Origin of the sequence: Paenibacillus kobensis NBRC 15729, from assembly GCF_004000825.1 — a bacterium.
Classification (GTDB): domain Bacteria; phylum Bacillota; class Bacilli; order Paenibacillales; family Paenibacillaceae; genus Paenibacillus_T; species Paenibacillus_T kobensis.
The window spans coordinates 66,662-79,469 of sequence record NZ_BILZ01000027.1 but is presented as its reverse complement, the minus strand read 5'-3'; the positions used below and the strand labels follow the sequence as shown (position 1 = coordinate 79,469).

Annotated in this window: 13 protein-coding genes; 10 read left to right on the top strand and 3 right to left on the bottom strand. The window is 52.6% G+C overall.

The window, feature by feature from the left end:
- Nucleotides 1–394 (top strand): ABC transporter permease subunit (locus PKO01S_RS16555; protein WP_407669659.1); only part of this gene is annotated, 394 nt, incomplete at its 5' end.
- 147 nt (nt 395–541) lie between these two features.
- On the opposite strand, the gene fabV is transcribed toward PKO01S_RS16555, so the two are convergent.
- Entirely contained in the window at nt 542–1,732 is a 1,191-nt protein-coding gene (fabV, locus tag PKO01S_RS16550; protein WP_127532542.1) for an enoyl-ACP reductase FabV, read from the bottom strand.
- 185 nt (nt 1,733–1,917) lie between these two features.
- On the opposite strand from fabV, the gene PKO01S_RS16545 reads away from it, so the two are divergent.
- From PKO01S_RS16545 to PKO01S_RS16520, 6 genes are all read left to right on the top strand, one after another.
- Nucleotides 1,918–2,901 (top strand): glycoside hydrolase family 25 protein, encoded by a 984-nt coding sequence (locus PKO01S_RS16545; RefSeq protein WP_127532541.1) that lies wholly within the window; start codon nt 1,918–1,920, stop codon nt 2,899–2,901.
- 298 nt (nt 2,902–3,199) lie between these two features.
- Nucleotides 3,200–4,138, top strand: coding sequence for a manganese-dependent inorganic pyrophosphatase (locus tag PKO01S_RS16540; RefSeq protein WP_127532540.1), 939 nt, complete (start codon nt 3,200–3,202; stop codon nt 4,136–4,138).
- 560 nt (nt 4,139–4,698) lie between these two features.
- A complete protein-coding gene (locus PKO01S_RS16535; RefSeq protein WP_127532539.1) occupies nt 4,699–5,496 on the top strand; it encodes a DeoR/GlpR family DNA-binding transcription regulator in 798 nt (265 codons plus the stop codon).
- 198 nt (nt 5,497–5,694) lie between these two features.
- The gene (locus tag PKO01S_RS16530; RefSeq protein ID WP_127532538.1) at nt 5,695–6,507 is read left to right on the top strand and encodes an HAD-IIA family hydrolase; all 813 of its coding nucleotides are present in this window, start codon (nt 5,695–5,697) and stop codon (nt 6,505–6,507) included.
- Nucleotides 6,500–7,672: a sn-glycerol-1-phosphate dehydrogenase gene (locus tag PKO01S_RS16525; RefSeq protein WP_127532537.1), complete on the top strand. Its 1,173-nt coding sequence runs from the start codon at nt 6,500–6,502 to the stop codon at nt 7,670–7,672. Before PKO01S_RS16530 ends, PKO01S_RS16525 begins: the two co-directional genes overlap by 8 nt.
- 453 nt (nt 7,673–8,125) lie before the next feature.
- Nucleotides 8,126–9,493: a hypothetical protein gene (locus PKO01S_RS16520; RefSeq protein WP_127532536.1), complete on the top strand. Its 1,368-nt coding sequence runs from the start codon at nt 8,126–8,128 to the stop codon at nt 9,491–9,493.
- Nucleotides 9,494–9,617: 124 nt separating this feature from the next.
- Here the strand turns inward: PKO01S_RS16520 and trpB are convergent, their stop codons facing one another.
- A complete protein-coding gene (trpB, locus tag PKO01S_RS16515) occupies nt 9,618–10,784 on the bottom strand; it encodes a tryptophan synthase subunit beta (protein ID WP_127532535.1) in 1,167 nt (388 codons plus the stop codon).
- A 251-nt stretch (nt 10,785–11,035) separates the two neighbouring features.
- Between trpB and PKO01S_RS16510 the strand changes: the two genes are divergently transcribed.
- From PKO01S_RS16510 to PKO01S_RS16500, 3 genes are all read left to right on the top strand, one after another.
- Nucleotides 11,036–11,440, top strand: a complete 405-nt coding sequence (locus tag PKO01S_RS16510) for a phage holin family protein (protein ID WP_127532534.1) — start codon at nt 11,036–11,038, stop codon at nt 11,438–11,440.
- A 127-nt stretch (nt 11,441–11,567) separates the two neighbouring features.
- Complete coding sequence (locus PKO01S_RS16505; RefSeq protein ID WP_246070598.1) at nt 11,568–11,969, top strand: hypothetical protein; 402 nt, start codon at nt 11,568–11,570, stop codon at nt 11,967–11,969.
- A gap of 128 nt (nt 11,970–12,097) precedes the next feature.
- Nucleotides 12,098–12,478, top strand: a complete 381-nt coding sequence (locus PKO01S_RS16500) for a cupredoxin domain-containing protein (protein WP_127532533.1) — start codon at nt 12,098–12,100, stop codon at nt 12,476–12,478.
- Nucleotides 12,479–12,518: 40 nt separating this feature from the next.
- Here PKO01S_RS16500 and PKO01S_RS16495 read toward each other — a convergent pair whose 3' ends face one another.
- Nucleotides 12,519–12,776 carry a hypothetical protein gene (locus PKO01S_RS16495; protein ID WP_127532532.1) on the bottom strand — a complete coding sequence of 86 codons (258 nt, stop codon included), beginning with the start codon at nt 12,774–12,776 and terminating at the stop codon, nt 12,519–12,521.
- Nucleotides 12,777–12,808 lie beyond the last annotated feature (32 nt).

Sequence of the window (12,808 nt, the reverse complement as noted above, 5' to 3'; positions counted from 1 at the left end):
CCGCCATATCTATGCGATAGGCGGCAACCCGGAAGCGGCTCGTCTGTCAGGCATCAACATTAAGCGCCGCATTCTGCTCGTCTTCGTGCTGTGCAACACGCTGGGCGCAATTGCTGCTCTCGTCTTGACGGCAAGGCTGAACGCAGCAACGATGAGCGCAGGCCAGAACTATGAGCTCGATGCGATTGCAGCGTGCGTCATCGGCGGCACAAGCTTGATGGGCGGCACCGGCACGATCGCAGGCGCCATTATCGGCGCGCTCGTTATGGCGAGCCTCGATAACGGCATGAGTCTTATGAACCTCGAATCGTTCTGGCAGTATATCGTCAAGGGCGGCATCCTCATCCTGGCGGTGTACATCGATATTTATACCCGGCAGAAGAAGAAAGCTTAATGTCTTCGACAACCGGAGCAGAAGCTGCTGTGCAGATCGTCAAGTGACGGTTAGCGCGGCAGCTTTTCTTTTGTGCGGGATTCGGCTGGAAGGTGCAATAAAAAGCCCCCGAGAGCTCTCGGAGGCTTATAGTTGTATGTTGTTCAATTAACGAAGGTTCGGAATGTCGACTTCCGGATTCGTATCCGCTTCGTAGTTGATGCCGTCTGTCTCGAAGCCGAACAGTTGGAAGAACTCTTTGCGGTAGCCGAGCAGATCGGACTTCTCGTACACGTTCTCCGTCGTCAGATCCGCCCACAGCTGAGCGACTTCGGCTTGCACGTCATCGCGCATTTCCCAGTCGTCGATGCGGATGCGGCCCTTCTCGTCGAGTGCCGCTGGCGCAGCGCCGTACAGACGCTCGCTGAACAGGCGGTACATTTGCTCGATGCAGCCTTCGTGCAGTCCTTTTTCTTTCATGACCTTGTACAGCGCGGAGATGTACAGCGGCACGACAGGAATAGCCGAGCTCGATTGTGTAACAAGCGCTTTGTTGACCGAAATGAACGAACGGCCGCCGCTAGCTGCGAGTTTCTCGTTCAGACGCTTCGACGTTACTTCGAGATCGTCCTTCGCTGCGCCGATCGTACCTTCCTTGTAGACCGCGTGCGTAATTTCCGGTCCGAGGTACGAGTAAGCGACCGTTGTTGCGTTGTCAGCCAGCAGGCCAGCCTTTTGCAACTCGTCGATCCACATCTCCCAGTCTTCGCCGCCCATGACAGCGATCGTCTGGCGAAGCTCGTCCTCCGTCGCAGGCTCGATCGTCGCCGTCGTGACTTCTCCGTTATGGAAGTTGACGGTTTTGTTGGAGTACGTCTCGCCGAGCGGCTTAATGACCGATGCGAACGATTCGCCCGTCTTCGGATGCGTGCGGCGCGGGGATGCAACGCTGTATACGACGAGGTCGATCTGGCCGAGCTCGGTACGGATCAGGTCAAGCGTCTTCGCTTTGATTTCGTCGGAGAACGCATCGCCTACGATGCTGAACGATTTATTGCCTGCTGCCGCAGCCGCTTGCTCGAATGCAGCGGAATTGTACCAGCCTGCCGATGCCGTGCGTACGCCTTCCGCCGCTTTGTCGAAGTATACGCCGATCGTGTTGGCGCCCGATGCGAAAGAGGCTACGATGCGGGAAGCGAGGCCGTAGCCGGTCGATGCGCCGACGACGAGCACGTTGCGCGGACCGTTGATGGCAGGCTTGCTTTGGACATATTCGATTTGACGCTGTACTTGGCTAGCGCAGCCTTCCGGATGCGCCGTCGTGCAAATAAACCCGCGTGATTTCGGTTGAATGATCATTAGAACGTTCCTTTCTGTATGTAGCTTCCGAGTATTTCATCTGATGCTGCTAGGCAACTCTCTCCTATTTTATATGATAACTGCCTCTGAACGAAAGGGCGGCTTTGAAAATAGTTACATGAAACGGCTTTTCAGGCATACAATGAACTGCATTTGCCTATTGTGAAGGGGGCGGATTATCCGTTATGCAGGCAAGAAGCGCTGGCAATGCGCAAGGAATCGATGTGTCCCATTATCAAGGGAGCGTCAATTGGTCCAAGGTGAAGGCGGATGGCATTGCGTTCGCTTTCCTGAAAGCGAGCCAAGGGCAGAGCTACCGCGATGACATGTTCCAGTCGAATGCGTCAGGAGCGCGGGCGGCAGGCGTCCTTGCCGGCGCGTATCACTTCGTGGACGCTGCGAGTGAAGCTGATGCGAAGCAGGAGGCGGCGAATTTTGCTGCGGCGATAGCGGCGGCAGGCGGCGCCTCGTCTTTTCAACTGCCGCCCGTGATGGACTACGAGTCCGCTGCGGCAGGGATGGGACGGTCTGAGGTGACGAAGGTCGCGCATGCGTTCTTAGAGGAAGCAGAACGGCTCATCGGCGTGCGGCCGATCGTGTACTCGTATCCTTATTTTGCCGAAACCTACTTTGACGACTCGCTGGCTGCTTACGAACTGTGGATGGCACGGTATGCGAACGATCCTCCCGAGGATTTCGGCGCATGGACCAGTTGGACGTTCTGGCAGTACAGCGACGGTTCGCAGGGCGGCGTGCGGCCGGACGGCACCCGGTCGGTTGACGGTATTAGCGGTCCGGTCGACTTGAACGAATATAAAGGAACAGAAGCGGAGCTGGCGGCGGCTTATGGCTCGGAAGAGGATGGGGAGGGACAGCCGATGACGGATGCGGAGAAGCAGCAGATGGAAGATTTGGCGAACCGGGTGGCGGCATTGGAGCAGCGCGTGAATATGTCCGGCAATCAGACGCCGCCAGCTTGGGCGAACGATGCGATCGTCGCTGCGAAAAGCGCGGGCTACATTACAACTTCGAACGACAAGGGCCATGCGGAACTTGTTATGATCCAGATGCTGTACAACGCGGGCTTGTGCAACGACGAGCTGGTCGCGTTCTTCCGCGGGTTCAGCGCCGAGACGAAAGCAGCGATCGATGCGCTTGTGAAAGAGTAACAGACGAAGTCATCCGGACTGCAAACGGACGTCCTTGTCCTTGCCATTTGAGGGGGAGGAATTGCTTGTCTGCGAATAGTATCTTTTCCATGCAGCCGCTCCTTAGGAGCGGCTGCGGCGCTTTGTCAGCATATTGTCATATTACGGGAGCCGAGCGGGCAAATTCGGTCATTTTCGGCGTGAAAATATTCCGATATGTGTGCTATGATAAGGGACAAGCCTATTTCTCCCTTATACGTTAAGCTAAGGAGAGGAATGCCGGAATTTAATATCGTTATTGAAGGAGCGAAACTGAATCATGGCTAAAGTTCTTGTATTCGGACATAAAAACCCGGACACGGATACGATTTGCTCGGCTATCGCATATGCGGAGCTGAAGAAACAACTGGGCGTTGACGCAGAAGCGATCCGCCTTGGCGAAGTAAACGGCGAAACGCAATACGCGCTGGATCAATTCGGCATCGCAGCACCGCGTCTTGTTGAAGCGGTTGCAGCTGAAGCGAAAGAAGTTATTCTCGTCGACCACAACGAGCGTCAGCAAAGCGCTAACGATATCGCGGACGTACGCGTACTCGAAGTTATCGACCACCACCGGATCGCGAATTTCGAAACGTCTGACCCGCTGTACTACCGCGCTGAGCCAGTTGGCTGTACGGCGACGATTCTGAATAAAATTTACAAAGAGAAAGGCGTTCAAATCCGTAAAGAAATCGCGGGTCTGATGCTGTCGGCAATCATCTCCGACTCCCTGCTGTTCAAATCGCCTACCTGCACGCAAGAAGACGTTGACGCAGCTCGTGAGCTCGCGGCAATCGCAGGTGTGGACGCAGACAGCTACGGTCTGGCTATGCTGAAAGCCGGCGCTGACCTGAGCGACAAATCGATCGCACAGCTGATCTCCCTCGATGCTAAAGAGTTCTTGATGGGCGGCGCTAAAGTCGAAATCGCGCAAGTGAACGCAGTTGACACGAATGACGTAATGTCCCGTCAAGGCGAGCTGGAAGCTGCGATGAACGCGATCATCGATGAGAAAGGCCTTGACCTGTTCCTGTTCGCCGTAACGGACATTCTGACGAATGATTCGGTCGGTCTTGCACTCGGCCGTTCCGCTAATGTTGTCGAGCAAGCATACAACGTTACGCTGTCGAACAATACGGCTGTCCTGAAAGGCGTCGTATCCCGTAAGAAACAAATCGTGCCGATTCTGACTGACACGTTCAACAAGCTGCAAGCGTAACGCGACCCGTTGTTGCATTCGCTCAAGCCGCCGCCGCTGTCTGGCGGTTCAGCAGGGCCGTCCTATGCCGTATGGCGAAGGACGGCCCTGCTTTTTTTTGGAATGGGCGAGGAGTTGTAGTTGTCGTACTGGTGAACGTCATGGGTAGGGATCCCGGATGTAATGCTTACTCATTGCACTTTGTACAATGAAAACGGACAATTTGCTCGATTCGATGTGCTTGTTGTATTCTGTACAACCGGATAGCAGCATTTTATTGGAAAGACCAGTTTGTGTCCTGCTAGGAAACCTATTCTGTTGTATAAAGTGCAACGAAGCGGGGACGAGAAGAGGGCAGAGCCGATTTCATTGTACAAATTACAATGAAGGAAGGCTTGCCGCCGATGCACGGAACGGTTGGCAACTTCGTTGGAGCGGGTTGCTAGAAGGACAAACTCTATCTATTGAAAGGCATGAGATGGCCATTTATATGGTTGTTGTTTTCTGTTGTTTAATGCCGAAATTCGATATAATAGCAATAATAGATGACCGTTTGACGGGATTATTAGGAGGAATATACGATGTTCGCCCCACATCGCCGGGAACAAATATTACAGCTGTTGCAGCAGCACAAGCAAGTGATTGTCAAAGAGCTGGCGCGCCAACTTCACGTATCGGAAGGCACGCTGCGCGCCGATCTGAGGCAGATGGAGGAGGAGGGACTGCTCGAGCGGACGCACGGCGGAGCGGTGCCGGTACGGGCAAAGAAGCCGTCGTTCCAAGATTTGCGCGTTACTTACCGGACCGAGCTGAACACCGAGCTGAAGCAAGCGATCGGCCGCAAAGCGGCGGAGCTTGTTCATCAGGGGCAGTGTATTTTGCTCGATGCGAGCTCGACCGTGCTGGAACTTGCAAAGGCGCTCGTCGATTGCGATTATTTGACCGTCGTTACGAACGGGGTGGAGGCGGCGCTGACGCTGAACCGCAATCCGCGCATTAACGTTATCCTAATCGGCGGTGTGCTGCGGCCGGGATCCGGATCGGTCGAGGGTGTGCTTGGACGGACGATTCTGGAGGAGATTCATGCCGACCTGTTCTTTACGTCTTCCTTAGGTTTTACGCTCGAAGAAGGGATGACGGACTTCAGCTTGTATGAGGCGGAGTTGAAAAAGCTGATGGCGGCCAACGCCTCGCGGATCGTTGCGCTGCTCGACCATACGAAGCTCGGCCGCCGTTCCATTGCGACGAGTGTACAGACCCGTGCGGTGAATACGATCATTACGGACGATGGTGCAGACCCTGCTTTTTTGCGGGGCATCAGCGGAATTGACATTCACATTGCAGATAGTTTTGTCGATTATCGTCATTCGACAGATTAATATAACGACAAACGATTGTTTAACGACAAATTTATGATGGTCAAATGTTAATAAACAACGATCATAAGAATAACGAATACAAACGTTAATAAAAGTAAACAATCGTTGACATTCGAATGCTGGGAGAAGGAAAATAGTAGAGTAAGGATCGCCTAACGTAAGCGATCGCAATAGGTTCGCGGGAGGCGTGTTCCATCGATGATAGCAACGGCATTGGACGGATTTGTCATAGATTTGGACGGCACGGTGTTTCGGGGAGACTGCATTATTGACGGTGCGCCGGAAGCGATAGCAGCGCTGCGTCAAGCAGGCAAACGATTCGTGTTTCTAAGCAACCGCGGCAATATTTCGAGAACGATGTGCCAGGAAAGGCTTAGCCGTTACGGCATTGAGGCTTCAGAAGAAGAGATTCTGCTGTCGTCTACGGTGACGGCCCGATATTTGCGCGACCGGGAGCCGGATTGTCAGGTGTGGACGCTCGGCGATGCCGGGCTGCGCGAAGAGCTTGCTTCTTTCGGCATCGCGCATGCGGACCGGCCCGAGGATGCTGATTGGCTCGTCATAACGCTGCATGAAACGTTGACTTACCGTGACCTTAACGCCGCATTCCGCGCGGTAAGGCATGGTGCGCGCATCATTGCGACGAACGAGGATCGTACGTTCCCTGGTGCGGACGGCGATCAGATCGATGTCGCAGGCATGATCGGCGCGATTACAGCATCGACAGGGGCGAAGGTCGAGGTCGTCGTCGGCAAGCCTTCGGCTTACATGGCTGAAGCGGCACTCTCGGCGCTGGAGCTGCCGGCAGAGCGCTGCCTTGTCATCGGCGACAGCGTTGAATCGGATATCGGCTTGGGCAAACGGGCCGGCATGAAGACAGCGCTCGTATTGAGCGGCTCGACGGTTCAATCGTCTGATGGTTTATGGCCGGCAAGACCGGATTGGGTATGGCCTTCGATTGCGGAGTTGATCAGGTTAGTTGGGAATAAAGGAGAGGGAACGGATGAGTAATGTGTATCAAAATTTGAAGGCGGCTGCGCCGGATCTCGACGATGCTGCGCTTGGTTCGATTATGATTGATCCGATCGTGATCGAATCCGGCGCGCTTTGGAAGGTGGCGCCTTATTTGCTCGACCGCGGCTTCCGGCGCGTTCTGATTGCTGCTGACGTTAATACGCACGCAGCAGCGGGTACGCAGCTGTGGCCTCGGATTGCTGATGCAGGCATTTCGGTGCAGACAACGCTGATTAAGCCGGATTCTCAAGGCGACGTTATCGCCGACGAAGCGTCCCTCGTTCAATTGATGCTGGATATCCGCCAGACAGGAGCGGAAGCGGTAATTGCTGTCGGTTCGGGAACGATTCACGATATTGCCCGTTATTCGGCCTATACGACAGGCATTCCATTCATTTCGGTTCCGACCGCACCGTCCGTAGACGGCTTCAACTCCAAGGGGGCGCCGCTTATTATCCGCGGCGAGAAGAGAACGTTCGCAGCGATTGCACCGGATGCGATTTTTGCCGATCTTGACGTTCTGTGTGCTGCTCCAGGTGCAATGGCGGCCGCCGGTTTCGGCGATATGCTTGGCAAATACACGTCCTTGTTCGACTGGACGTATGGCGCAGCAGCAGCGAACGAGCCTTATGCGGATGCTGTCGCTGCCATTACGAAGCAAGCGCTGCACAAATGCGTCGAGCATGCGGAGGCGATCGGCCGCCGCGAGCAGGCCGGCATTCGGGTGCTGACCGAAGCGCTGATTGAATCGGGGCTGGCGATGCTGCTGTTCGGACAATCGCATCCGGCCTCCGGTGCGGAGCATCACTTGTCGCACTATTGGGAGATGGAATATTTGCGCCTTGGCCGCCGCGCGCTGCTGCATGGCGCGAAGGTCGGTGTCGCATGCGCGGTCATTGCTGACCAATACCGCCGTATTGCGGGCGAGCAGACAGAGTTGCTGGCAGCGGACCGGCACCGTCTGGAGCAGGCCATCGCCGAAATTCCGTCCTCCGAGGAGCTGCAGCGTCTGCTGCAGACGGCGGGAGCTCCGTCTACTCCGGAAGAGCTCGGCATTGACGGCGGACTGCTCGCGCGCAGTCTGCGCGAGGCGCATCGCGTAAGAGCTAACCGCCATACGCTGCTTCGCGCGTTCAACGAAGCGACGGCTTCGGCGGGTTAAAAGGTTGATCGTATAGCAAGCGGTTGGACAGGACGTTACGGCGTCCCGTTCAACCGCTTTTTTTGGCTGTACGTCGCACAAGTAATAAGCCGCCTAAAAAGGCGGCTTTATTCGTAAAGTTTTCGTTTAGTAACATAGAAACTCGCCGACTTCCGCGTTTCAAAATTCACCGGCTAAGATAGCGGCTGATGAGAGTAATGATATGCATCTACTCCTTTTTAACCACATATACTTGTAATGCTTTATCCAGGTTAAAAAGATGAGGTGTGCATTCATGTATTCAAACTATCCATACTTTAAGTACGTACGATCTCTTTAGAGGTGCTTTAGTTTACGTAGCCATGCGCAAATATCAGATTATATGCAATGGCATATCGCTTGATTCCGCCTCGAACATAAGAATGGGAACTCAGGCAGGTGCAATTATCCCATCAACCGTAAAGGGGTAAGGATATGAATCATTCTAAGTCCCTTGCTTGGCGGAACCAGTGGGTTCGGTCGAATACGACTTCAGGCCTCTGGTCACATCCAACAGGATATTGGTACTTTGACAAAAGTCAGCTTATGGCTTATTACGATATCAATACTAAAGGGTGGAAGATGTACGATCGTTTTCAAAATCAATGGTATAAATACTCTGCGAACGTTTTCTTTTGTCAGAATCCGGTTGATAAAGGAACTCGCCAAAAAGAAACTGAAGAAGAAATCGTATACTACGAGCCATATTATAAAGTGGTTGCAGCATCACAATTACTACAGGATAAAGTTTTGCCATTACTTCAACAAGGACAAAGCCAATTGCCAAATGATGATGCTGTTGAAAAGACCATGAGAGCCATAAATGCTGCATTCGGAGAAGCAGGTATTATACTAAACCAAAATGATCCAAAGACATGGGAGTTATCTAGGTTCATAGGCATGATTCAATCATTGGGCTTTCTTCATCTTTTACAATTTAAGCCGTCCGAGGCTTGGCGAGAGTTTGCAGAAATGGCCAAAACAGCCGTAGAAATTTTTAAGGTGATTGCGCCAGGAACGGCTCCTTCCCATGCGGTACCCGTTTTTGCAATGCGACAAGGCGGATTGCTTACTTTTGCTTTGGCTTTACTTAGTGCTATGACAGTGGTATTTGTTAAATCAATGTCCGATCCAGATAAAATGAGGGAATACTACAACAAATATATTGTTCCTATGAATGATTGCTTTAAAACGTATGCTCATTTAATGCTTCCTGAGGAATTGAAAATCAATGTGGAATTGAGTCCCGGTTGGAAACAGGTAGAGAATTGCTTGAAAACTAAACATGGTAAGACTCAAGAAGAGGTAGGACTAATCTTGGCTGCGCTTAAAGAGGCCTATCCAGAAGGGCTTAAGGGACTGTATACACCAATAACCGCGTGGAAACTTAGACTTTGCACAGATGGAACTTGGACGGGTGCGAAAGAAATCCAAGCTAATCCGGCATGGACGCGGCCTTCGTGCGGTTCGTGGGTGTGGTCAACGGATGAAAAAAGTTCTTCGGCTAAAGTAAGCAATGGATTCAGAATTAATGATGTTGACAAAGTTATAACAGCAACCCTTCATTTTTCGGTGGATAATTACGGTTCTGTTACAATCAATGATCATTCTGTCATTCATGATACGGCCATACCTAATCCCTCCTATTTCAATCCAGGGAGAGATGTTCCTATCCCACGCGAATTTCTTGTAAAAGGATGGAATACAATTGCTATTGAGGGGTATAATTATCCGTCCAATACTCCCGTCACTTCTTCAAATCCTGCTGGAATTTACGCAATAATCTCTATTGTTCACTCTTGAACTCAGAAAGGGAACCATCATCATTGCCATACCTGAATAAGCGTCAAATAGCTCTCATCTTGATTACAAGGTATAGCTCCATTCCATAAAAAAGAGCGCCTCTTGGGGCGCTCTTTTTTATGGGTTACTTCTTCAGCATTTGGAACACTTGCTCGACGTCTTTGTCGCCGCGGCCGGACAGGTTGACGATGAGGATGCTGTCCTTGCTGAGCGTTGGCGCCAGCTTCTTCGCGTGAGCGACAGCATGTGCGCTCTCCAGCGCTGGAATGATACCCTCGGTGCGCGATAGCTCCTGGAACGCTTCGAGTACTTCTTCATTCGTCACCGTCACGTATTCCGCACGGCCGCTTTCTTTGAGATAGCTGTGCTCCGGTCCGATGCCCGGGTAGTCGAGGCCAGCGGCGATCGAGTAGGTCGGCTTCGGATTGCCCTGCTCATCGAGCAGCACGAGGCATTTGAAGCCGTGAATAATGGCAGGAACGCCTTGTGTCAGCGACGGTGCCTGATCCGGCTCTACGCCGATGAGGCGGACCGACGGCTCGTCGATATAATGCGCGAACGAGCCGATCGCGTTGCTGCCGCCGCCTGCGCAGGCGATGACTGCGTCAGGCAGACGACCTTCTTTTGCAACAATTTGGCGTTTGGACTCTTCGCTGATGATGGATTGGAAATGTTTCACCATCGTCGGATACGGATGCGGACCAACGGCGGAGCCGAGCAGGTAGAACGTCGATTTGTAGTTCGCCACCAGATCGTTCAGTGCTTCGTCAACGGCATCCTTCAGACGGCCTTGGCCTTTGTCTACGGCTACGACTTTCGCGCCGAGCAGCTCCATGCGGAACACGTTGAGCGCTTGACGGCGGGTGTCCTCAGCGCCCATATAGACGATGCACTCCATGCCGAACATCGCGCATGCCGTTGCTGTTGCAACGCCGTGCTGGCCTGCGCCTGTCTCCGCGATGACGCGCTTTGCGCCCATCCGCTTCGCGAGCAAAATTTGCCCTACGACGTTGTTAATTTTATGAGAACCGGTATGATTCAGATCTTCCCGTTTCAAATACACTTTCGCGCCGCCCCACTGCTCGGTCAAATGCTCGGCATATGTGAGCGGATTCTCTCTGCCGACATATTCACGCATATAATACTGCAGTTCCTCGTTGAACGCCGGATCGTCCTTGTATGTACGGAATTGCTCCGCTAAGTAATCCAGCACTTCTTGCAGCTCGGGAGGGACGAAGCTTCCGCCGAATTGCCCGAAGTAGCCTTCTGCTGCCTGTTGTTCTGCTGCCAATGAAACCGCCTCCGATTAGATTAAGGAATAGAGGGCCGAGCCCTGCTCTTATCCTACCACAAAATTTACCGGGACAAGTGCAAAGATCTATACGTGAAGTGCAAATGGCGGCATCAAAAAATGGACGAATGCATCGGACAACCCCTCCCCCGCCTGCATATAGATAGAGTAGGTTACCGATGCTGTGCGGTTTTGCGCAGCTAGGGATACTTTACCGTACATTTGTACGCATTATGAAGGAGGGGGGGAATATGCAGCTTGCTTGGTTTAATTCGGCTATTGCCTGCATCGGCACGATCGCTACGTATGCTTTCGGTGTGTGGCCGCAATCGCTTAGCGTACTGCTTGTAGCGATGGCAATTGATTACGTGACCGGCATCGCGGCGTCGCTGAGGGAGAAGAAAGGGCTCAACAGCAATATCGGATCATGGGGGCTGACACGCAAAGGGTTGTCGCTGTTAATTGTACTGCTGGCCCATCAGATCGATCAGCTGCTTCAAATCGGCGATGCGACTATGTCGGCCGCAATCTACTTCTATTTGGCGAACGAACTCATCTCGATTACCGAAAACTACGGACGGATCGGATTGCCGCTGCCCGACAAAGTAAGACGGATCATCGAGGTGCTTAAAGATAAAGACAAGAGCAACAAGTGACGGGAGGCGCACGTAGCGAGAATCCAGGATGGTACAAACTGCTGTACAAAAGGCGAAGGTCCGCTTGCATAAGCGGGCTTATTGTCGTTATAATAAGAACAAATGTTCTTATCTGGAGGGTTTGCCGATGGCGATTATGAATAAACAGCCGGCGCCCGCGCCCCGAGCGGCCGCGCTTCCGCCTATGCAAAGCGAGGCAGAGCTTGAGCTGGTGAAGCGGTACGAACTGCTCGGCATCGTTATGCGCATATTGGATCATGATATACGAGTCGTCAGCCGATCCGGCATGAAGCTGCCCCGGCTGTATGAATCGATTTTACGGGCGGTACAGGACCGGGTGCTGCTTGACTTGGCTGCCCTTCGCAAGCAATTCCGCGATGCGGGCATTAAGATTTATGAAGAGCTTCAAGAGAAGGATGGTCTTCATGCGAAATATGTATGCCGCGGCTACCACCACCAATTCTCCATGGTATGGGGATTTGTGAAGGCGGAGTCGGAACGGCTGATGAAAACGTATTTTCGTGAATAAAACGTTCAAACATTTGTCACATTCCGTAGAAAAAAGTTTGTTCTCAGCCGTGTTTAAGGTTGAGAACATTGGACGAAGTTGGGTATTATAAGGAGTAGACAAATGCCTGCAAGGGGGAGCACAGAATTATGCACAAATGGACGATGTTCGTCGTCTTCGCGGCGGCAGCCTTACTGAGCGTCTACTTGCTCACGTTCGGTCTTCCGGAGAAGCCGAAGGACGAATCGGCAGGACTGCCGGAAGGAACACAACTGCTTAAGGTTCAAGCTTCGAACTATGAGTTCAACGAGAAGGAATATCACGTGAAAGCCGGCGAGCCGGTACGTATTATTCTGCAGAACAAGAGCGGTCTCCACGGACTCGAAATCAAAGAAGCTAACGTGAACTTGAATCAAGAGAATACGCAAGCTGACGTTACGTTCGATAAACCCGGCACTTATGAATTGCATTGCTCCGTACTGTGCGGTTCCGGACATGCCGACATGAAGTCCGTACTGATCGTGGAATAAGAGAAAAGGAGCCGAGTTGGCTCCTTTTCCTTAGTTAGAGCTAATAACGCGAACGTCTTGCTGCACGCTGCCGGTTAATGACTGCATCCACGATAAAGCCAAGCGCAGCCCATGTCAGCACCGTCCATACGTACAAGGACATAACGCTGACGTTATGGATATCGAACAGCAGCTCGGCGATCCAAGCAGGGATGCTGAGCATAAAGAAAACGAAGTTATGCGGATCGTACCCCGTTGAATTGAACAAGCATATGGCCAGCCCGATGAGGGCGGCCGCAATCGTAACCGTAAAGCGCATAACGTTGCCAAGCCCCTTTATTCGTCAATTTG

Excerpts from the sequence above, each read along its gene's own strand:
- PKO01S_RS16505 (WP_246070598.1), top strand. The coding sequence starts at position 11,568 with ATGGCGATTATGAATAAACAGCCGGCGCCCGCGCCCCGAGCGGCCGCG.
- fabV (WP_127532542.1), bottom strand. The coding sequence starts at position 1,732 with ATGATCATTCAACCGAAATCACGCGGGTTTATTTGCACGACGGCGCAT.
- PKO01S_RS16535 (WP_127532539.1), top strand. The coding sequence starts at position 4,699 with ATGTTCGCCCCACATCGCCGGGAACAAATATTACAGCTGTTGCAGCAG.
- PKO01S_RS16530 (WP_127532538.1), top strand. The coding sequence starts at position 5,695 with ATGATAGCAACGGCATTGGACGGATTTGTCATAGATTTGGACGGCACG.
- PKO01S_RS16510 (WP_127532534.1), top strand. The coding sequence starts at position 11,036 with ATGCAGCTTGCTTGGTTTAATTCGGCTATTGCCTGCATCGGCACGATC.
- PKO01S_RS16500 (WP_127532533.1), top strand. The coding sequence starts at position 12,098 with ATGCACAAATGGACGATGTTCGTCGTCTTCGCGGCGGCAGCCTTACTG.
- PKO01S_RS16495 (WP_127532532.1), bottom strand. The coding sequence starts at position 12,776 with ATGCGCTTTACGGTTACGATTGCGGCCGCCCTCATCGGGCTGGCCATA.
- PKO01S_RS16525 (WP_127532537.1), top strand. The coding sequence starts at position 6,500 with ATGAGTAATGTGTATCAAAATTTGAAGGCGGCTGCGCCGGATCTCGAC.
- PKO01S_RS16520 (WP_127532536.1), top strand. The coding sequence starts at position 8,126 with ATGAATCATTCTAAGTCCCTTGCTTGGCGGAACCAGTGGGTTCGGTCG.
- PKO01S_RS16540 (WP_127532540.1), top strand. The coding sequence starts at position 3,200 with ATGGCTAAAGTTCTTGTATTCGGACATAAAAACCCGGACACGGATACG.
- PKO01S_RS16545 (WP_127532541.1), top strand. The coding sequence starts at position 1,918 with ATGCAGGCAAGAAGCGCTGGCAATGCGCAAGGAATCGATGTGTCCCAT.